General features: G+C 42.1%; 17 protein-coding genes and 2 pseudogenes. 4 read left to right on the forward strand and 15 right to left on the reverse strand.

Annotated elements, in window-relative coordinates:
- Window positions 1–66 precede the first annotated feature (66 nt).
- Together Q0V21_RS22770 and Q0V21_RS22775 are read left to right on the forward strand one after the other, a co-directional pair.
- Window positions 67–992 (forward strand): annotated as a pseudogene (locus Q0V21_RS22770) (DUF2268 domain-containing putative Zn-dependent protease).
- Entirely contained in the window at window positions 967–1731 is a 765-nt protein-coding gene (locus Q0V21_RS22775; RefSeq protein ID WP_301880738.1) for a MerR family transcriptional regulator, read from the forward strand. The pseudogene Q0V21_RS22770 and the gene Q0V21_RS22775 overlap by 26 nt, the downstream one beginning before the upstream one ends.
- A 166-nt stretch (window positions 1732–1897) precedes the next feature.
- On the opposite strand, the gene Q0V21_RS22780 is transcribed toward Q0V21_RS22775, so the two are convergent.
- From Q0V21_RS22780 to Q0V21_RS22820, 9 genes are all read right to left on the reverse strand, one after another.
- Window positions 1898–3811: a 3'-5' exonuclease gene (locus Q0V21_RS22780; RefSeq protein ID WP_301880739.1), complete on the reverse strand. Its 1914-nt coding sequence runs from the start codon at window positions 3809–3811 to the stop codon at window positions 1898–1900.
- A 547-nt stretch (window positions 3812–4358) separates the two neighbouring features.
- Window positions 4359–6809 carry a DEAD/DEAH box helicase family protein gene (locus tag Q0V21_RS22785; RefSeq protein ID WP_301880741.1) on the reverse strand — a complete coding sequence of 817 codons (2451 nt, stop codon included), beginning with the start codon at window positions 6807–6809 and terminating at the stop codon, window positions 4359–4361.
- Window positions 6793–7119, reverse strand: a complete 327-nt coding sequence (locus Q0V21_RS22790; protein ID WP_301880742.1) for a nucleoside triphosphate pyrophosphohydrolase — start codon at window positions 7117–7119, stop codon at window positions 6793–6795. The genes Q0V21_RS22785 and Q0V21_RS22790 overlap by 17 nt, the downstream gene beginning before the upstream one ends.
- A 228-nt stretch (window positions 7120–7347) precedes the next feature.
- Window positions 7348–7566 carry a hypothetical protein gene (locus Q0V21_RS22795; RefSeq protein ID WP_301880743.1) on the reverse strand — a complete coding sequence of 73 codons (219 nt, stop codon included), beginning with the start codon at window positions 7564–7566 and terminating at the stop codon, window positions 7348–7350.
- A 41-nt stretch (window positions 7567–7607) separates the two neighbouring features.
- On the reverse strand, window positions 7608–7844 hold the full coding sequence (locus Q0V21_RS22800; protein ID WP_301880744.1) for a hypothetical protein: 237 nt from the start codon (window positions 7842–7844) through the stop codon (window positions 7608–7610).
- A 47-nt stretch (window positions 7845–7891) separates the two neighbouring features.
- Window positions 7892–8341, reverse strand: a complete 450-nt coding sequence (locus Q0V21_RS22805; protein ID WP_301880745.1) for a hypothetical protein — start codon at window positions 8339–8341, stop codon at window positions 7892–7894.
- A gap of 95 nt (window positions 8342–8436) precedes the next feature.
- Entirely contained in the window at window positions 8437–8748 is a 312-nt protein-coding gene (locus Q0V21_RS22810) for a hypothetical protein (protein ID WP_301880746.1), read from the reverse strand.
- Between the two features lie 12 nt (window positions 8749–8760).
- Window positions 8761–9876, reverse strand: coding sequence for a WXG100 family type VII secretion target (locus Q0V21_RS22815; protein ID WP_301880747.1), 1116 nt, complete (start codon window positions 9874–9876; stop codon window positions 8761–8763).
- A gap of 579 nt (window positions 9877–10455) precedes the next feature.
- Complete coding sequence (locus tag Q0V21_RS22820) at window positions 10456–10971, reverse strand: HEPN domain-containing protein (protein WP_301880748.1); 516 nt, start codon at window positions 10969–10971, stop codon at window positions 10456–10458.
- Between the two features lie 141 nt (window positions 10972–11112).
- On the opposite strand from Q0V21_RS22820, the gene Q0V21_RS22825 reads away from it, so the two are divergent.
- Window positions 11113–11454, forward strand: coding sequence for a helix-turn-helix domain-containing protein (locus Q0V21_RS22825; protein ID WP_301880749.1), 342 nt, complete (start codon window positions 11113–11115; stop codon window positions 11452–11454).
- A 68-nt stretch (window positions 11455–11522) separates the two neighbouring features.
- Here Q0V21_RS22825 and Q0V21_RS22830 read toward each other — a convergent pair whose 3' ends face one another.
- The 3 genes and pseudogenes from Q0V21_RS22830 to Q0V21_RS22840 all read right to left on the reverse strand — a co-directional run.
- Window positions 11523–13382, reverse strand: a complete 1860-nt coding sequence (locus Q0V21_RS22830) for a DUF2075 domain-containing protein (RefSeq protein ID WP_301880750.1) — start codon at window positions 13380–13382, stop codon at window positions 11523–11525.
- Window positions 13383–13399: 17 nt separating this feature from the next.
- Window positions 13400–14209 carry a hypothetical protein gene (locus tag Q0V21_RS22835; RefSeq protein ID WP_301880751.1) on the reverse strand — a complete coding sequence of 270 codons (810 nt, stop codon included), beginning with the start codon at window positions 14207–14209 and terminating at the stop codon, window positions 13400–13402.
- A 46-nt stretch (window positions 14210–14255) separates the two neighbouring features.
- Window positions 14256–15353 (reverse strand): annotated as a pseudogene (locus Q0V21_RS22840) (DUF3427 domain-containing protein); the annotation flags it as partial.
- Between the two features lie 162 nt (window positions 15354–15515).
- On the opposite strand from Q0V21_RS22840, the gene Q0V21_RS22845 reads away from it, so the two are divergent.
- Window positions 15516–16514: a hypothetical protein gene (locus tag Q0V21_RS22845; RefSeq protein WP_301880752.1), complete on the forward strand. Its 999-nt coding sequence runs from the start codon at window positions 15516–15518 to the stop codon at window positions 16512–16514.
- A 309-nt stretch (window positions 16515–16823) separates the two neighbouring features.
- Here the strand turns inward: Q0V21_RS22845 and Q0V21_RS22850 are convergent, their stop codons facing one another.
- The 3 genes from Q0V21_RS22850 to Q0V21_RS22860 form a co-directional block, all read right to left on the reverse strand.
- Complete coding sequence (locus tag Q0V21_RS22850) at window positions 16824–19961, reverse strand: DUF3427 domain-containing protein (RefSeq protein ID WP_301880753.1); 3138 nt, start codon at window positions 19959–19961, stop codon at window positions 16824–16826.
- A gap of 232 nt (window positions 19962–20193) precedes the next feature.
- The gene (locus Q0V21_RS22855; RefSeq protein ID WP_301880754.1) at window positions 20194–20862 is read right to left on the reverse strand and encodes a hypothetical protein; all 669 of its coding nucleotides are present in this window, start codon (window positions 20860–20862) and stop codon (window positions 20194–20196) included.
- A 484-nt stretch (window positions 20863–21346) separates the two neighbouring features.
- Window positions 21347–21826 carry a hypothetical protein gene (locus Q0V21_RS22860; protein ID WP_301880755.1) on the reverse strand — a complete coding sequence of 160 codons (480 nt, stop codon included), beginning with the start codon at window positions 21824–21826 and terminating at the stop codon, window positions 21347–21349.
- Between the last annotated feature and the right edge of the window lie 180 nt (window positions 21827–22006).

Consider the following 22006-nt stretch of genomic DNA (forward strand, 5'->3'; position numbering starts at 1 on the left):
TCCTTGACTGTTACGTCAGGTCATACTTGATAATAAACTCAAGCTTACCTGAAGGAGAGATTAATGGTGAAGATTACCGCGTTACGCTCAGATAAAATTTATGAAGAGATCATTCAGGCTGCACCTGATGAAAAATTGGAGTTATACCGCAAGTACATGATGAGTCCATTCATGAACAAATGGAACATTCAACAGATTCCGTTTCGATCTTATGAGCCTCACGGCTTCGACGTGATCATGATGAATAACTTTATGAATATCGCTCCAGCAGATATCACACCTGAGATTAACGAATCGTTAGCAGCGATTTCGTCTGAAGCATTTTGGCAACAGTGTCATGAAGCTGTTCGTACGAGTCTATCCACCTTTACGGAGGATGGGATTGAATATCCGTTTCCGAATATCTGTACACCATTTTGTTAGGGGATAAGAACAGCCCGACGTTACAGATGAATGAAGGCATATGTGGAGATGGCGGTATTCCCGGTTATATTATTGCTAACCTGATCCCCAATAGGTATACTCTACCTCGTATCCAATCCGTGTTAGCTCATGAATGCAATCATAATGTAAGGTACCAGCATATTCAGTGGGATCCACATGTTACGCTTGGAGAAATGATTATAGGCGAGGGGTTGGCCGAGAGCTTTGCGACGTCCCTATATGGAGAAGATTTGCTAGGCCCTTGGGTAGCTAAAACGGATATGGAAACATTGAATACCCTAATCAAACCGAAGATGAAAGACCAGCTGCATGTCACAGGTTTTGACCAGATTAATCCGTATTTATACGGCGATGAACTTGCGAGAATGCAAAGTTTCACTCCCGTAGGTATGCCCTACGCGGCTGGCTATGCCTGCGGTTATCATTTAATCCAATATTATCTGAACAAAACAGGTACACCGATTACCGAAGCAACCATCACTCCGGCAAGTATCATCCTTGCTGAAACAAAGGACTTTTGGAATGAAGACACCCTATTTCACCGTTAAAGATATCATGCAGATTACTGGCGTAACCAAACGCGCATTACATTATTACGATAAAACGGATCTATTGAAACCGAGCAAAGTCGAGGACAATGGCTATCGGTATTACAATCAAGAGGCACTGAGGAATCTGCAAGTGATTCTCTTGTTCAAAGAAATGAATTTCTCATTGAAAGACATTGCAGCCATGATGCAAATCTCCAAAAATGAACAAAAAGATATCCTAAGAGAGCACCGCAGCACACTCGTTCAACAAAAACAAAAGCTCGAAACCATCATCGATCAGTTGGACGAGTATGTAGATGGAACTGATATCTCTCATCTTAATCTGTTTGGCGATTCTCCCATTCCGTCCATTCAAGAGCAATATGAATCCGAGGCGAAGTTCATCTACGGAGATACCGAGAAATATCATGAATTTGAAGCCAATGTGAACCAACTCGCGGAAGAACAACAACAAGCCTACCAGCAGTTCTCGGTCAACATGGAGCAGGTATTTCGTGAGCTGGCGAAGCATCAGGATCTGTCCCCTGCTTCTGGTGAGGTGCAATCGTTAGTGCGTGAATGGATGAGTTGTCTGGAACAGTTCATGGTCTGTGATGCTGAGATTTTGAGATGTATCGCGGAAGCCTATACGACGGATCGTCGCTATGCTGGTTATTTCGATCAGTTTGGCGATGCGGAATTCTTGGAATTTTTGTATCGGGCGATTGTGGTTTTTGTGGAGAGTGAGGAAGTATAGAACTAGCGTTGTGTGGGTGGGAAATTACGCAAAGAACACAAAACAAAAAAACGTACCTCCATCACCCAACGTTATGTGGTGTAGGTACGCTTTTTTCGGTTGTTCACACGTTCACCTGAATGAATTAATTAATTATTTCTTCTTTTTAACTTACGAGCATTTAAAATTACCTTATAACCTTATCCTTCTGTTTCACCATTCGTTGCTGCTGAACCTCATCCAGATATTGCGTGAATCGGGATTCACCAGAGTAGCTCAGGAACAGCCATTCCAAGGCTCGTGTCATACCGATGTAGAAACGGGACACCTCCCGTTCATCCATTCCATCTGTTTTTCCCACCTTACGTGGCATCGTTTCAATGGCAATGATAAACACAGCCCTGAAATCAAGCCCTTTAGCGCTATCGATGGTTAACATTTGAATGCTTTCCTCTTCGCGATCAAAACTCTTCTTGCTCTGTTCATCTTTGGTCACCCAATTATACGGAAGACTGTTATCGTTTAGAGCTTGCTGAATCTCACCAATAATGTTAATTCCTTGATGTTCCTGTACCCTATACAAGATTGCAATATCTTTCAGGGCAAACGATTTTTCCCGGCGCAGATAGTCAATCGACTTGGCTACAAACGCCATCTCCTCCTGCGTGCTTTGGCTTCGATAGATAAGAGGCTCTGGTCCTTTGCGTTTTGTGAACTGAGGCGGTATAATCTCGATTCCGTCTGCCGCAGTGCTAATGACTTTGTGCTGTAACCTGGAGTGTTCCTTGTAAAAATCCCACGCAAATTGCACGATCTGTGCCGTGTTCCTATAATTGATCGTCAGAATTTTGGAGCGGCCACGGAAGTCCAGTCCCGTATCTTGGGCCAAACTTTTTTTTCGTTTGAAAATCGTTTGCGCCCGATCCTCCACAAGCAAGAGGGACTGCGTCTCCTCATTGAGACAAGCACTCACCAACTTCAACCAATCCGGTTCGAAATCCTGACCCTCGTCAATCAATATTGCATCATATTTCGGTAACTCTTGTATGCCCTGCTCCATCTTCTCCAGCAAGGCTGGCAACTTCTTGTCCATAATCCGAAACTGCTTTCCGAGCCACGAATGGAACGTACTCACCTGAATATTGGATCCAAGCGTAGAAACCCCATCATTATCTACAATATCAAGTAAATCCTCAGGCTCTTCCATCTTCTGCACAATGGCCTGCCTCAAATATTGGGACAAAGTTGAGCCATAGCATAGTACAAGAATGTTCCAGTCTGGATTGGCCTTCGCCAGCATCCGCGCCCGACTGACAAGCACCAGCGTTTTACCACTCCCCGCAACGCCGCGGATTAAGCGGTGCTTGTCTCCAACCTGCTTCGCCATCTTTTCCTGATGCAGATCCATCGTCTTGATATTGTGCAAGGATAACAGTAACTGGTCCTGATGAGGTACGATTTCTTTGCGCTCCGCACTAATCCGCACTTCGGGGAACAGATGGTAACGAATTGCTTGTATATCGTCATGGGTCAAGCTATATCGGTTCCGGGTAGGCACCGTAAACATGTGCAGAAGCTTCTCAATCAGGATTTCTTCCGAGAAATCTTCATCCTCCGGATTGACCTCTTCTCTGGTCAGCACAAACACCGGATCAATAACACTGTATAAATCCATATGTAGAAAGTCCTTTTGCTTCAACCGGGCAAAAACAACACCATACCCATAATTGAATTTTAAATATCCTGGCGTTCCCTCTTTGATCAGATTCTTATCCTTCTTCAATTGATCCGCTATGAGGAATGCATAACCTCTTGCTTGCTTCAGTGGACTCGGTTCAGTAATCGTCTCACCTGTCGTACTGTGTAAAATCCATTCATCCCGGTTCACCTGATGCAATGTTCCTTTGGTATAATCCTTCACTTCAAGGACAAGCAAGCCCAGATCTGGCCCGATAATAACGAAATCCGGTCGCCTTCCGCGAATATCAGGTTCATAGTACACGATGTAGTCTTCAGGGAGATGTTTCTTTAAAGTCTCAAACAATAATCTTTCTCCTGCAGTCGCTTTCTTTGGAATAACTTCTGGTACTGTATTTGCCATACAAACCGCTCCTAGTTCTAGTTATATCTATAATTACTCTATAGACATTATCCACTAAAAAACCACAATTTTCCACAATGATTTTATATATGGATCTTTTCTCGAAACAGTATTCGGTGCAAACGAATCTATCTGGCGCTAAAGCAAAAAAGAGAGACTCCGAAGTTCAGAGCCACTCTTTTGTTAAATATGGGAAACTAAACTCATTTCCAGTTGTTATATACTAATAAGTACCAATTCCAACTTCTGCTTACTTTTTCAGCTACCCAACTAACAATTACTTTACCGAGAGCCAGAAAGGTTGTCTATTTATGAAAAAATTAATCACTAAGTTAGCCTCTGTACTAGGTTACGGTCTTTTAATTGCACTGGCCATTTTTTTCCTCATAGCTCTTATTGCCATTATAATTCTGGCTATTTATGAATTTAAAAACTAGATTGATAAGCAAATGAATCGTTATGAATCGATCAAAAACAGTTAAAGGTGCAACAAAGCAGAGTCTTATCAGCTTCGGTGCACCTTATATTTAAAAACATATCCTATTCTTTATAGTAAGTGATTACCCCGCTCAAAATACGCATGCAACCGATACAGACAAATCTCCTTCGTCCAGCGATATAGCAGCGCCTGTTCCTCCGAATCTTTCACCTGCACATCCAGCGAAAACACCCCAGCCTCGAAACGAGTCATACTGCCCTTCGCCCCGCTCCACTTGGACATCGGCATATCAACAATCAGCTTCTCTATTTCAGATGCTGTCCTCTCATTCCACTCCCAGAGCGCAAGCTTGTCCTTGTCTGAAAAGTCCTTCCGTTTCCGGTATTCCTTCTCTGTCAGATACGTATGGAAAATTTTCGCCATCTCCCCCGGTGTCACTGGGTCCATCCAGTGCACTTCGCCTCGCTCCAGCATGTACAGCAGCACGATCATCTTGTAGCTTTTGTTCATGAGTGTCTTCTCCACATCACGCAGCCACGCCTCATGCCGGACGTACACCTCTCCCTCAGTCGGGGACAGCAGCTCCGCCCAATAGAGAAATCCAACATAGGAGCCAAATTCGTTCCGGTACCCGATACTCTTCGAACGTCCCATCAAATGCAGCTCCAGATACGTCGGAATACGCCCCAGCTCTCGCTTCACATTCAGAAAATCCTGATGCAGCTTCTCACGGCGCGGCAGCCGTTTGCGGCTTAGCTCCTGAAGCAGATTCACCACTCGGGTCTCCAGATGAATCCCACAGTTAGCCGGAACTTCCGGCACAACCGAATCTCGGTCTTTCCCGGTTTCCCCCAGCTCCCAGCGCACATCCAGCAAACTCAGCTTCACATCCGCATTGCGGTAATTCCCGATCAGATCGATGATCACACAATGCGATTTCCCCTCTGCCAGCCGCAGACCGCGCCCTACCTGCTGGGTAAACACGGTGAGTGACTCCGTTGGACGCACAAAGAGAAGCGTGTCCACACGCGGTATATCCGTTCCTTCATTGAATAGATCCACCGTCAACACAACCTCCAGCTCACCCGCATCAAGCTGGCGAATGGCTTCCTCCCGCGACATCTCCGATGTGCGCGAATGCAGACTGAGCACCTTCACGCCCTGACTGCGAAAATACGCAGCCAAATAGTCCGCCTGCCGGATCGACGAGCAAAAGCCAATCGTTCTCGTCTGCTTGTGCCGCCGCCAAGCTTCATAAATGGTCTCCACATGCTCCTCTTGCAACTGAACAGCCATGAGCTGTTCTTCATCATACTTCGTACCGATCCAGCGGATCTGCGAATAGTCCGTATCGTCGAATACTCCGTAATATTGAAATGGCGCCAGCCAACCTCGCCGGATCGCTTCAATAAAATGCATCTGGTAAGCCACATTCCCATCACAGAGCGCATACACATCCTTGCCATCCAGCCGATCCGGGGTAGCCGTGATGCCCAGAAGGAACTTAGGCTGGAAATGCTCAATCACCGACATATACGTCTTCGCTGCCGCATGATGGAACTCATCCACCACGATCAGATCAAAGGCATCCACCGCAAATCCATCCCGGTGCTTCTGCATACTCAGCGTAAAGATCGAAGCATACACACAATCTGCCGCCCCATCCTTATACTGTCCGTTATATATCCCATGACTGCGCTCTGGCATAATCCGTTGAAAAGACTTCTTCGCCTGGAACAGAATCTCTTCCCGATGCGCCACAAACAACACCCGCTGGAACCGTTGGGCGAAGAAACCCGCCAGATACGTTTTGCCAAGCCCGGTCGCCATGACGACCATCGCTTTGTCGTACTGCTCCTCCATCGTGCCATGGAGTGCTTCGAGGGCATCCAACTGAGCCAAACGCGGCTGGATCGGCGCAAGCGAGAGCTCGGCGGAGGTTTCTTCATCATTTTCCTCCGGTAGCCCCGTACCGAACTCCGCTTCTTCCATCTCCATGATCCGCTGGATCATCTCCGGGTTCTTCTGGTGATATTTGAGGTACTCTTCCTCATACAGCGCAATCGAATCCAGGTTCACCGGCAAGGTTGTCTCGTGGTAGAAGCTCTGCATGAACTTGTCCAAAGCTGACTGGAACGTATACGGCTCCGCCTCCGCATTCATCGCCAGATTCCATTCATACCCTGTCTTCAGGGCCGTGAACGAAAAGTTGGACGAGCCAACGATCAGCAGCCCTTCCCCATTGTCATGATCGAACAGATACGCTTTCGGGTGAAAAGAAGTGCCCATACTTCGCCACAAACGTGTCTCAATTCGTGGATCAACCTCACAGAGCGCACGCAAACCTTCCGGCTGTGTGATATACAGATAATCTCCTGCGAGCATCCGTACTTCTGCCCCACGTTCTGCCGCCCGTTTTAAGTGCGGGGCCAGCAGTCTCACCCCGGACTGCATAATAAAGGAAGTCATAATATAAATCCCGGACGCATGCTGCATCCGGGAAATGAGTTCGTCTGCCAAGTTATCTGTAATGAGTTTAACGTTAAGCTTCGTCGACATCGATCAGATACACCCGTTCCTGGAATCCACCGCGCTCCTCGGCCTTGTCCGCCCGCAGCTTATCCAACTGTGCTGCATTCGCTCCATGCACCTCCGCCAGCGCCCGGATCACCTCCAGCATGTCAGCCAGTTCTTCTAGGGCTTCCTGATCACTCGCTGCATTTACGTACTCATCCGATTCTTCTTGCAGCTTCGTTCTTAGTTCTTGCTTATACTCCTCCAGGTCCAGAATGCGTGTACGGCATTCCTTACCGCTGGATGTGATAATATGCGGAATCTTGTCCCGCACCAATTTGTTGTATGTAGGCATGTGGTATAACATCCTTTCTGCTATGAGAGCCTTCAAGCCTCGCGCCAGAATCTCCCTTTTTGCCATTATACCATTTGCTATGGGGAGGGATGGGTTGATTTTGTAAAGTGGTTGGGATGGAATGAGGAAATAAAAATAACCCATGACTACTCGTATTCGAGTTGAAATGGGCTTTCTGCCATTATTAATGTCTAATTATTTTGCATCAAACTCTGGTTCAGAAGGATTCTAAGCCAACAGTTTTGAGACAATAGCATTCATATTCGTTGTTTCTTTATCAATCTCGACCAAACAAGTGTCATCATCCATAGCTGGTTCATAACCGATTCTAACTTTTTCAATTGCATACTTCTTCATAATATCAAGAATATACTCTATTAACTTCTGAGCATTTAACGTTGTCTCTGAATTTTCTCCGCTGAACAACTCCTCTTCAGGAAAATTCATAACGATATCTCCAGATTCCTCATCGAATGAAAATACAATCATCACGTCGTTAAAGGTATGACCCAGGTTAAGCTGAGACAATAATATTTCCCCGTTCCCTTAGGAGAAAGAATCTCTTCAAGGCTCTCTATTTGCTGAAATTCAATATCGTTTTCACTACGGTTATCATAAAAGTGAGAACTTTTGATATGATCCAACTGAATGTTCAAATCATTCTTAATGAATCGATCTAGATTATTTTTGTTAAAATCAATCAAAATAATTTCTAAACTTTCCATATCCAAACCTTCTTACATCATATAATTCTTTCATTTTCCCAATGTTTTCAATTCGGTATTGTAGGCGGATGTAGTTGCTTATGTTCCAACTCAAACCATTGCTCAATATGGTTACATAACAATGGGATGTCTTGAAGCGCTTGCTCACAGATTTCTTTATATGAATCTTGAAGCACTTCTTCAAGTTCCAAATTCACCTGATATGCCTCAGTTTGTTTCGCATGGTATACATCAGCAGGCTCAATGACATAATTTTTATTTTTGGTTAAAGGACTTACATAGATCGTCCACTCAAGGTTACCCTTAAAGTGCTGAATACAATGCTTTAATTCCTCGTAAAGCTGATCAGCGTTATGGAATCTAAAACAAAAACCCGCAGGTTTCTCATATATCCGATTCGGATTATACATCTCTGTTCTATTCCATTTATACGAACCTAATTTGGCCAAGGTATACGCCATAAGTTCCGGTGCAAGCACCTCTTCTTTTTTCTTCATATAAATACTTTTTGACACCATGCCACCCACTTTAGAATCCGTTTATTCATTTGTTGAAAACTATGTTTTCCTGATTACTTTCAATGATCTTATTATTAATCCTCCATTGATTGGATCGCATATTCTATGTCTTGCTCCATATCCAGATCAGGATACTTCGTTTGCAATTGAAGAAGACAATCTATAAATGCTCGACTTTGGAATTCAGAAGATAAATCTTCAAATATCTCACTGAGCCAATATAAATCTTCTTCTCCGCATTGATTTAGAAATGATATGGCACTCTGCTCATTCTTTTTTAGAATATCTACCATCTCATTCCATATCGTTTGAATAGCTGGATCGTCGGGGTGTAAATCTTTTCTCTTCTTTACTAATGAGATAACTTTTTCACTGTAGTCTACCAAGTTTTACTCTCCTCACGGTTGTCTTGAGTTATCTGGAGTAATCGTTCCGATCTGTCCATCGTTCTTGATTACGCCTACTCTAACGTTATTATAATTTCCAAACATCCATTCACCGTCACCCTTAACTCTATTCTCAGGCAGATTTGCTACATGCTCACCGGACTTTTTTATATCTTCCGATGTCCACTCCTTAGGGAACCATGCTTGGCCCTCTCCACTTCGCTTTGCTTTATTTTTGTGATTAGGTATATTACCAACCCGTACACCGTTTTGATATTCTTTAGTAATGTTAAAGGCGATCTTATTTTTAAGTAAGTAATTAATATTATCTTGACCGTGACCACCATTGATCAATCTATTTTTAGAATTAAAATCTCCAAGGGAAGCATGGTGAATTCTTTCATTACTTACTGTAATTCTTCCACCAATCATACCTTTTGGGAATCCTAATCCTTCTTTCGGAACCTTATAACCCTTATTATACGTTCCAGTAAAAGCCAATACGAGCTTAGCAGTCTGTAAACCTCCTATAGTAACTGCTGCTTGCCATGCAGGTATGGATTCTCCAGTTACGGGATGAAGACCTTCCTTAAATGCGCTGATCTGTTCATCATATATATCCCCGCCACTAGACTCCGGTTGCTTCGGTCCAGCTCTCATTTCTTCATAGGAGCCACCATTTTCCCAATACTGAACAAACTCTTTTTGCCCTGGCATCCCATCCTCCGCTTCACTGGCAGGCATGTCAACTCCAAACAAAGGATTATATACCATTCGTCTTTGGTCTTCTGTGTTACCTGTATTATGGTTCATCATTGCATGGGCAGCAACTTGTCCAGCAATGGCTCCCAGGCTCACCTGTTCCTGATCTGCTTGTTCGAATCTCTCGGCAATCGCGGACAGATCTTGGGATGACTTCACCATACTTTCCAGTGCTCGATCCAGTACAGGACGTGATTGCTGAAAATCGTAGAAAAATCGTTCCTGCGTTGCTCCCGCCCACTGAGACTGGATAAATCCAATCCGTGCGGTCAGGTCATTACGTATACCTTCCAACTGCTGCCTGCCCTGCTCGATCTGTTTAGATACATGCAGCAGCTCCTCCGGTGTTACTTTAATTGTACTCATATCATTCTCCGCCGTTAGAATTAGGATTTTACCATGTTAGCAGAAGTTTGATGTATATACATCCTTCTAACATCCTGATTTTTCCTTTCTCACCATAATAATATTTCCAACAACGTACTTCATAGGTCCTAATTTAAAGGAAATCTTCTTAATCTCTTGATTTAATAGAAAATAATTAACAAACACACCAACGGGCACGCCGTCAACAATGTCGCTGTAAAACTGATCTGTGCCGTGACTCGTCCTCCGGTAAACTCTTGCCGTGAAAAGAACATCCATATCGAAAGATACGTAGCGCATAGTGGGAATGAAATTATCCCGCTAAATGTACTCGGTTCCATATACCCATTCATCATGCTTTTACCGATTAGGATTAATGTAACCAATTCCATTATAGATAATATGAAAAACGCGATAGCAATTACTCTTTTCAAAATGTACACCTACTTTCCAGATGCAAAGCAAAGAAAATCCTTTGTAGTCTCTGCATCATATATCCTTTATTTGGATGATGTCATCTTGTAAGCGTAACACAGATAAATCAAACATTTAACCCAAATGATCAATTAAAAAAACATCTTACCCTGATGAATCATCCTTCAATCGAGTGGTTAACTCGTCCAATATCTCTTCTGTTCGTTGAAGAAGCTTTTCGACGTTGTTTAGTTGTATGGGTTGGTCATACGGGTAATCTGCTAGGGAAGACATATGTTGTATCGTGCCGATGAACAAAGCGATATCCAATCCGGGTTCAATGTCCGTATGCACTAAAGGTAAGATTTCATTCATGGTGAGCTCCTTGGGTGGATTAACTAAATGATACTTATGGATATAAAGCGCCTTAATCATAGAGGATAGAGCCCAATCGCAGAGAATCAGGCAGGCTTTGAACTGATTGTGATTACACATGATGGCTGCAAGTTTGATGTGATATTGAGCATGTTGGTGATAGTCCATTATTGTCGTATGTAGCATGTGGTAGGCAGGAGCATGTTTGAACCTAGGTTGTATGGAGATATCATGGTCTTGCGAACGTGGGGTAAAATCTACTTGGTGATTACAATGTGCTTCGGTTATGGACCAATTTCTTGCCATTGCCATCCCTCCAAAGAGTTAATACCAGTATTATACAACAAAATGATACCTATAGTAATCAATTAAATTATTTGTATTCTTCGTTTGGTGTTTACCTTGAGGAAACTTGTCTACACTTTTGAACATAGAGAGGTGAATACCATGAACGAGGACAGAGAAGTTTTGAAGCTGGTCGGAGCCAGAATTCGCGCACTACGCAAAGAAAGAGGGTATTCACAGGAGTCCCTCGGAGAAAAAGGTGGATTTCATTTTTCATACATAGGACAGATTGAACGTGGAGAAAAGAATGTTTCTTTGGTGAACTTGGCAAAGATCGCTGAGTCACTGGATGTTAATTTGGTTCAATTATTTGCTTATATAGAAGAAGAGTTTGAGGTAACTGAAGATGAGAAACAAATCAAAGAAATTGTACAACTGCTAAGAGATGCTTCTCCTGATAATATTCGTGTATCCAAAAATGTTATTAAAGGGATATTGATGTGAAACAGCAAACCCTATCCGTCCATTTATGGATTGATAGGGTTTCTCTATACTTTGCATAGCACAGCTCATTATTTTGAATTTGCTCTGCTACATAAATAATTCATCAAATCTTGATCTCGACAGTAAACATAACAACCTTTCATCCCCCGAGACATCAAGATTTTATAAATATTTTTGATAAGTTTTGTTAGTTCCTCATTCTTAAATTTAAGCCCTCGTTTTCCCATTCTATCTTTGTACTCATCATAATCCGAATAAAGTTCCATTTTATCCGAATCATATTTTAGATCATTCCCTATAATTACGCCTACATAATCAAACTCAAGACCTTGAGATGTATGAACACATCCAATCTGGTCTATACCACTCTCATGGATAGCCCAAGTACTTGATATTGAACGAGCATTCCAAGGCATAGCAAAACGATGTTCTTCAATAGTTACATCCGGAATTTCCCCATTGCGATTACCTTCTTTATCAGCTGTCCAATTCCAAGCAAAACCTGCCAACATCCTCGCCTTATACCCCTGATCGTTTTTACTTTTGATTAGATCGTATACTTCGTTAGGCGTGTCTACTAATTTAAATTCAAAAGAATCTTGATCCCAACCATCGAAATTAGCGGTGGGACGAATCTGTAAAGCATCATCAACCCAATTCAAAAATCCTTCTGCTCCAGAACAACGGAACTGTGCTGCTAGTGAGTATTCATGCACTTCCGAATCATACAGGGCAGCTAAACGTCTAATCTCGTCAATAGAACCTATATCTTCAGGACGAATACGTTGAAAATCATCTATGAAAAACACATTCACTTTAGATGCCTTTATGATATCTTCGATCTGATTCTCTCCAAGATATTGATATGCTCCTTTGCCTTTTAATCGATGCGCCTCATCCACAACTAGTACGTCATACATATCAGCTGGCTCTTTGTAAAACTGACTTGATCCCGTAAATAACATCTTTGTCCTAGTCTTGTTTCTAGCTTGTCGCTGAGTCAAGGTCTCTACCATAACCGTCCGAAATGAAGCATTCGGGGCAATGAATTTAACATTTAACTTGTTTTTAAGTAACCCACCAAGTGCATTCATAGATATCACTGATTTACCAGTTCCAGGCCCACCTTGCACAATGATGGTTCGTTTTACATCTGTTTGTTTGGCAAGGCTCATAATGGCCTCATACGCGACCTTCTGCTCATCAAGTAAAACAAAATCAGAGTTCCCTTGAAATAATCCATCAATATGATCAATTAGTTTCTTAGAAGGACGAATCTTACCATTCTCAATTAAATAAAGTAAATTAACTCCATTCCCTTCACCTACATGCCTTTTTAGAAAATTTTGAAGTTTAGAAGCATCATCGGCTAGAAACAAAGGAGCTTCACGGATGATATCCTGATATTGATTATATTGAAGGGGGTCCGGGTGTACTGTCCTGTAGTTATGTAGATATGCACATGAGTATCCGTTAATATCTTTGGAATATACGGCCTCATTCATATCACTCAAATACTGTTTGTATGACCATGCTTGATATGAAGGATGCGGTGTCTCTCTTGTTCTACCTCCAATAAAGGCCCTTACAACATCCTCGCGATCCATAGCTTCTACTGAATCCCATTGTTTTAACTCAACGATCACAAAGTTATCATTCCTCTGTTCATCCTGACCTGCAATGATAAAATCTATTCGTTTACTTGTAGAAGGAATGTTGTACTCAATTAATATGCCGCAGTCATCTGCTACCTTCGAATTACGAATAATTTTCTCCATAAATTGCATAGAGTTGTTCCAGGCTCGCACTTCCCCTTGATTAGGTCTCTTCCCCATCCCTTTAATAAATGCTTCTTCAATCTGAACTGTAATTTGATTGTTATCAACAGATTCCCGGAAAGCTAATGCGTTACTGCTGTAGATAATCATGATGCACCGCCTATACGTTATTCATTAGAATTTTTCTTTAATCTCAATATATGAATTTTCTCTGTTAAAACATTTTTTCGCTCTTCAACTCTATAAATAGCTGCTTCTTCTTTAATCTTTGAATTACCTAACAGAAAGTTTTCTTTATCAATAAGGTGATAAACAAACCACTTTAAGCTTGTATCATGCTTATCTGTGATATAAAAACAGTCATAATCATATTCACTAAATTTTTCATTAATTTTCTTGTTACTGAATTTTATAATAATCATAAATACTAAAGTAGATAGACCTAAAACTATGGTAGCAGCAACTATCGTTAATATGAATTGATCGCTTGGAGTAGGTGAAAAGCTTACCTTTCCTGATAATATTGATTGAGCAACTGAAATTGGAAATAGTGAAAACATACATAGAGTTTGAACTAACAACATGAATTTCCACAATATAATATTCTGTACTCTAGAAAGATTTTTATCGAAATAGCTGTTTTTCCTAAGAGAGATATACAAGATTAGTAGATAAGAGAAAGCACCTATAATAGAAACATATTGGATGAAATATTCACCTACTTCAATAAAATAATATACAGTTGTTAAGATTACACTGAAAACAAAGCCTAGGATTAACTGGGACAAAAAGTATATAGTCTTGAGAATCATTTTCTTTTCTTTCGAAAAAAATAACTGTTCTATCTTGGTAGATGTTAGTGTCGTTATGAATTGATTTTTTCGTAAAAATGTATATAAAGCACCGATAAAAATAATTATACTACTTAGACCACTTAACCTTGAAAGTAAAGACCATTCAGCGATTTGACTCCACACTTTCTAACAACTCCATTCTAACATTTAACTTCGAATCTAATATCCGTTAAACAATACACTTATTCGCCACTGCCACCATCTTCGCAGGCATCTCTTCCCGTAACCGCCATACAAAGCTCATCGGTTTGTTCCCCTCATGACTCACATAATCAGCTTCGCCTAAGAAGACAAATGGAGATGTATTGCCATGCTCCTCCTTATACTCCCGCACGAACAGCGCGATCCGGTTGCCCGTCTCTCGATGATGAATATACCGCTGCGCGGTAGCCGTATGCTCTGACACCCGGCTCTGAGTCTGCCAGTGGAATAAGCGCTCGTTAATCGCATAGTCCTCGTACAGTGTGGAGGGTGAGAAATCTTTATCCGATTTGTTCAATGTAATGAAGAAAATATCCGTCTGCTCATCGGCAAAATACTTCACTCCTTCACGGTAGGCGGGTGATTGCTGGGCATTCCAGTAACCGAAGGCGGCAAGCACTTGGTCGATCGAGTACATACAGTGGATATCCAGTGGACAAGTGTACGGGAACGAATTACTTTTATCCACAAATCGCAGATGAGCCAGATTATATTTAAAAATATCCACAAGCTCTGCTCGGAATACCCCACAAGACAGCACACGCTGCACACCCTCTTCAATGCTGCTCAGTCCTAGTTTCTCAGGCGCGGCCCGATGGAAGGTGTAATAGAACATAATCAGCATACGCTGTTCATCGGCGGTAGTCGGTTCTTGGCCTTTTTCAATATGATCGATCAGGAACGTCAGCCAGCTTCGAGAATTAATCGTCAGCACAGACGGTAGTCTGCGGATGTACTCCTCGTGTTCATCCTGGATGGGTGCTGTTAATCCGGCTTCGGCCAACATGCCGCGGAAATACCTTTTCCCCGTGCGTCCACCATACAATTCAACTAGTGTCATCCCGTGATGCTCTACAAAATGAGCCAAGGTCAGCGGCAGTCCGGTGTCTTGCTGGAACGTTTGCAGCTTCTGGATCAACGCTCTTCGATTGCGACTCATCTGCTTCAGGTTGCGCATAATGTAGTCCTTCGCCTGTTTCTCCAACTGAATGAACGTGCCACGAGGCAGGTTCGAGAAGCCGTTCTCGACATAATGCGAGATAGAATGTTTCGTTATCCCAATCAAGTTACCTAAAATGTACTAGAAATTGACTCTTGATGATACAATTCGGAATCCTTAATTGTAATAAATTCACAAATCCGTAACATTTACCTGCATAATCGGTCCAACCAACCCCATTTTAAGGTTGTTTTAGTAGTGTACAAACAATAAAAGGAGGATTTTACAATGAAAAAAGCTTCGATAATTATTTTAACTTTTTTACTCTGCCTGTCGTCTGTATCAATTACAAAAGTTTATGGAGAAGAAGTAGAAACGAACTCAAATGAAGAACTACTGAGAATAATTGGGTATTCAAACGAAGGTCTATCAATTCGAAGTACTTCTGATACCTTAAAGTATGCTCAGTTAGGATACTCTTCAGAAGAAGTAAATGATCTCACAAACGAAACGGTCGCTTATCTGCATAATATAGAAGGAGAACTAATTGGGGCAGATCGAAAGTATATGGAATTTAAACCTAGTGGAGATGTTTCAGAAATCACAGAGCAAGAATATGAGCAACATGAAGCCGAAATTAATTTACAACAAGAGGTAGAGAGCTATTTTTCAGCCAATAGCATATGTACTATTTCTCCATCAGGTTGTCCTGATACTGAAATTACAAGCAATTGGATGCAGTTAACGACAACTATTTCAAAAATCAATAATACCAGTCCTCAAGAATACTTAATTAAACATGATTTTAAATGGTTAAAAAAACCCTTCTACAAATATAAGGATGCAGTCGGTGTAGCTCATCATACTAGTCTAACACCAATTCAAAATAGCGAATACTTGACCTATTCAATGGACTCGTATTATTCTAAGAATATTATTATTGGAGCTGGACCTTGGACTTCTGAAGGAATTAAAAACATTAATTATGGTTCGGCTAATGATAAGACTGGTGGTATTGGATTTGAATTTCCTTTACGAAACGATTCTGCTAGTCTGACTAATGGTAAACAATATAAATATGAAAATCACAGAGGGACTGTCCTCTATCGTGCCATAAGAAACAATAGTTCATTTACTCATGGCGATCTTTCAGGACACTATATTCATACAGAGTCTGGAATCTCTGGTTCCTTAGGTGTTGATGCTAAAGGTACTGGCTCATTTTCAATAACTCCAACGGTTAAACAAGATGCTGCGATTCAAACAGGCGTTTCATTTAAATATTAATGAGGTGAGATTTAATTGCAGATCATTATTATTGTTCTTCTAATCGTAATTATTATCTTTTTATTTGTCATCTATGAAAAACTTCCACCACGAAACTACGTTGAAGAAGCACTTCGAAGAGATGAACAAACTAAAAAGGAACGTAAATAAATACCACCTATCGCAACAGACCTAAAGTCTAAATTTATGACTTTAGGTCTGTTTTATAGATCAAATTAAATACTCAATATGGTCCACTTGATGGACTCAACTCCCTTATAAATATCAATCAAAAAACTGTTTTATATAGCAGGTCCATTCATTTCACACTCAAACAATACACTTATTCGCCACCGCCACCATCTTCGAAGGCATCTCTTCCCTTAACCGCCATACAAAGCTCATCGGTTTATTCCCCTCATGACTCACATAATCCGCTTCGCCCAAGAAGACAAATGGAGACGTATAGCCATGCTCCTCCTTATACTCCCGCACGAACAGGGCTATTCGGTTGCCCGTCTCGCGGTGGTTAATATATCGCTGCGCGGTAGCTGTATGCTCCGACACCCGGCTCTGTGTCTGCCAGTGGAATAAACGCTCGTTGATCGCATAATCCTCATACAGCGTAGATGGAGAGAAATCTTTGTCCGATTTGTTCAGTGTAATGAAGAAGATATCGGTCTGTTCGTCTGCAAAATACTTCACGCCTTCACGGAAGGCGGGTGATTGCTGACCGTTCCAGTAGCCGAAGGCGGCGAGCACTTGGTCGATGGAGTACATACAGTGGATATCCAGTGGACAAGTGTACTGGAACGAATTACTTTTATCCACAAATCGCAGATGAGCCAAATTATATTTAAAAATATCCACAAGCTCTGCTCGGAATGACTCACAAGACAGCACACGTCGCACACCCTCTTCGATGCTACACAGTCCTAGCTTCTCGGGCGCAGCCCGATGGAAGGTGTAATAGAACATGGTGAGCATGCGCTGTTCATCGGCTGTAATAAATTCTTTGCCTTTTTCAATAAAGTCAATTAGGAACGTCAGCCAGCTTCGAGAGTTGATCGTCAGTACAGACGGCAGTCTGCGGATATACTCCTCCTGCTCAATCTCGATTGGCTCTGTCAGTCCGGCTTCGGCCAACATGCCCCGGAAATATCTTTTCCCTGTACGTCCACCATACAATTCATAGAGTGTCATCCCGTGATGCTCTACAAAATGAGCCAAGGTCAGCGGCAGTCCGGTGTCTTGTTGGAACGTTTGCAGCTTCTGGATCAACGCTCTGCGATTACGACTCATTTGCTTGAGGTTGCGCATGATGTATTCCTTCGCTTGTTTTTCCAATTGAATGAACGTGCCGCGTGGTAGGTTCGAAAATCCATTCTCGACGTAGTACGAGATGGAATGTTTGGTGGCGCCGATCAGGGCGTTGAATTTATCTTGGAACCTGTACTCCTGATGCGCTTGCCCAATGAAGTCGAGCACGGTCAGGCACTCTTTGCCATCCGCCATCCGTAGTCCACGTCCCAACTGTTGCAGGAATACGGTCAAACTCTCGGTAGGACGCAGGAACAAAATGGTGTTGACCTCAGGGATATCCACGCCCTCATTGTACAGATCCACGACAAAGATCATGCGCAGTTCCCCGTTAACCAGCTGTCCTTTTGCAGCATGACGTTCCTGTTCGCTCGACCCACCATGCAGGGCCATGGATGGAATGCCGGCTTCGTTAAATATTTTTGCCATATACATTGCATGATCCACCCCTACGCAGAAACCAAGCCCCTTCACATCGTCCAGATCGGTTACGTATTTGTTCAGACTTTGGATGATTTGGTTGGCACGGATTTTGTTATGGGTATAGAGCTTCTCCAATTCGTTCATATCGTAGCCTTTACGCGACCACTTTACCTGAGATAGATCGACAGTATCGGTGACGCCAAAATATTGAAAAGGACTCAGTAGCTTGCGGTCAATGGCATCGGTTAGACGGATCTCGGCGGCAATCGTATGATCGAAGTAAGCGGTAATGTCTTTGCCATCCATCCGTTCAGGCGTGGCAGTGAGTCCTAGCAAAATCTTAGGTTCATAGTGAGACAACAGCTTCTGGTAAGAAGGCGCTGCGGCATGGTGGAATTCATCCACAATGATGTAATCGTAATAGTCTTGGCTGGTGATCTCCGTCAGCTTCATGGAGTTAAGACTCTGAATACTAACAAACAAGTGATCCAGCGCCTCCGCTCGGTGATTCCCGACATGCAGCTCGCCAAAGTTCATATCCTTCAGAATATACCGGAATGTGTCCCGGCTTTGCTTCAAGATTTCTTCCCGATGGGCAACAAAAAGCAGCTTGGCTCCCGCATGGCTTGCGCGGAACCGCTTGTAATCGAAGGCTGAGATGACCGTTTTACCAACGCCAGTGGCGGCGACGATGAGGTTGCGGGTTCGTCCATACAGTGTACGCTCGGCGTGCAGCTGTTCCAGCACTTCTTTTTGATAATCGTAAGGCTGGATGTCGAGGTGAAAGTGGTTGGACTGATCTTTTTTACGATTCAGAGCCGCCTTCAACTGTGCCTCATGTCCCTCATCTTCAGCTACATACCGCGTAAATTCGCGGTCATTCCAATAACTCTCGAAGGTCGCTTCAATCTTGCGCAGCACGTCGAGTGAATCCTTCTCCGTCACCTTGAGGTTCCACTCCATCCCACTGGTCAGCGCCGGGTTGGACAAGTTGGAAGAGCCGACATAGGCTGTAGTGAATCCAGTATCACGGTGAAAAATGTACGTTTTGGCGTGCAGCCGAGTCACTTTGGTATCATAGGAAATCTGGATTTCGGTGTTAGGTAGTTTGCTAAGTTCAGTAATGGCCTTAAGGTCAGTTGCTTCCATGTATGTAGTTGTGATGATCCGCAGCTTCCCACCGCCCGCGGTAAATTGTTGAAGCTGTTCCAGAAGCAGGCGAAGCCCGCTGAATTTGATAAATGACACCAGCCAATCGATCCGGTCGGCGGTCACGATCTCCTTTTGCAGCTCCAATAACATACTCGGCTCGGACTTTGCACCTGTGAATAAAGAGCTTTGGGAGATGGGCGTATCTGGACGAACGATCTTGGTATCCCGGACCGCACGAATGCTGTTCAGCTTGGAATACACATGGGTCAACACTTCCCCCTGCTCATCCAATTGCAATTCGTTGTACTCTTCTTCCCCCAGCGTGCCTTTCAGGGTAGCAATAATCTCATTACACGTTCGGATCTGCGCCAACACTACCGTCTTATCTTCCGTCTTTTCCCGTACAATCTTAAGCGCTCGCAGCGTTACCGCCGCCAAATACGTGGACAGCAGCTTGCGTGCTTCCTCTGCATCCAGCTTCTCAGTCCCAATGTTATACACATCCGGGTCCAGCGCAGAAATCTCCTGCCTGGTGATGGTGTTGATAAGCTGTTCATATATGCCTTGTTTCATGAATGTACCTCGTGTGGGTGTAGGATGGTTGTGGATAGTTCTCTATGTATATGGTGAGCTATATAATCGGTATAGGTAAGTACTACTTCTACTATATTATCGTCCAGTATGGGAGAAATTTCATTAGTTGATTTGATATTAAAAAAGTGGAGTTCTTCCTATTGCCTCTGAACGGCAGGAGTATTCCACTTTGAATCTGCATCTGATATCTAGTTTCAAGTTTCATTCTTAATTACCATTCATATCTCGGATTTAGTGAGTCTCTCCATATATCATCAACGTGATTCACACTTTGTTCTTGAAAATAAACTCTATTCTCCTTCTCAAGATCACTCATAAATTGTGGCCAATCTTTTTCATTAATCTCCGTTGATTCAGGTTCCCCAACTACTTTCAACCATCGATTGTTTAACTGTCGATACTCCACAATTCGTGCTTTAAGTTCCGGTGTTAAAGGGTAACTTGTGGCATCCAAACGGTCGAAAGTCATTAGCATACGTTGAAGCGTTAGGGGTAACGTGTCACTTCGATCTATTTCGCCTGTTAATGATTTGGCAGGTCTGGTTAGCATAGTCATCTCTTCACTAAAGCTTTGATTCATCAAATTATTCTTATTAATACTCTGCATCATATTCATCAAGTTATAAGTTAGCTGCCTCGCTTGTTCTCCATCTTCTATCATCTCGTTCGTTATTTTCTCTTTCTCCAGTATGCGTTTAAAATAGGATTCATTGTTTAAAATCGCACTCTTCATATCAACCATATCTTGTCGTACATTCATCGTTAAATACTCTTCATACATTCTTTTTTCTTTATAAAAGCTATAGGTTAGAACTAGTAAAACTGCAAAAGCTAAGCATCCAACGATTATAAATCGTTTTTTAGTCTCATGGTTATACATTCCTCCTAGTTTTGTTAATAGTAAGAAGCGCCTTTTGTTATTTATAAAGCATTCCAAACTATTTCGATTCATTTGAACTGGTAACTAAAAAGAGTTAATTCATGATTGTCATGAGTTAACTCTTTTCAACATCTTAGCCTATATCTTATTTAATACTGGACGAGTAGAGCTTTTCCCTTCCAACTATAACAAAAAAATCGTTCGCATACGTTGGATTTGCTATTGATATCAGTAGTAAATCTTTCTAGCATTTCTCCTACTGATTTTTTATCCAAATTAGATTGTAAAAACAATTCGTAGTCCATTTATTTCTCCTCCCCAAACACATGTGTTATGTTCCCGTCCACAGAAAAAACACTTCCACTTATAGTTCTTGTAGAAGTGCTCAATGATGTGACTTTAAATCATGCATAGATGTGTACAACTCATACCATCTTTTCACTGCACCATTTAGGGTTATACGGTAGTATGAAGGTCTTCTGTCTTAAATCGAAAATAAGGTGATCATCTTATCTTTAATAGAAATTGATAAGTAATCGCTTGTTTTTTGAGTGTGAATATCAACACGCAGGTTAGTTATCTCCTTTTGAAGTATCAAAAGCACGGCTGGATTAACAAACATATTCATTTTCTTTATATTCAGACCCTCATCACTAATTTCAATCTCAATTCTCTTTATATCGTCCTTAGAACGCAAAATATCACCTAGGCAATAGACTGTACTTTCTCCTCGAGTTTCCTTAACAACTTTTTCACCTAATAAACCTAAGAGAACTTGATAATTCGGCTCGCCATCTTTAAATATATTAATTAACTCAATGATTAGATCATTCAGAGATATGCTTCTTAATCTCTCTTCCATCCTCTCTCTTGAATCATCTATAAACCACGATTCCAGGTCCACTGGTGTGTCGTCTATCATTCCTGGAACATATGGCTTAGTGTAAAGAAAATCCTTATTCATTTTTTAACCTACCTTTTAATGTTTTGTGTATTCCCCACCTATTTTTTCGGCAACTCTGTTAAATAGCATATCCCACACTGCGTCTTTATTACCGGTTTTGAAATATTCTTGTGCTCTTGGATCACTTCTTAACTCTTTTTGAACATTAGCGAATATATTCCCTATGTCATCAGCATTTTC

Source organism: Paenibacillus sp. 11B (assembly GCF_030487755.1).
Lineage (GTDB): Bacteria > Bacillota > Bacilli > Paenibacillales > Paenibacillaceae > Paenibacillus > Paenibacillus vandeheii.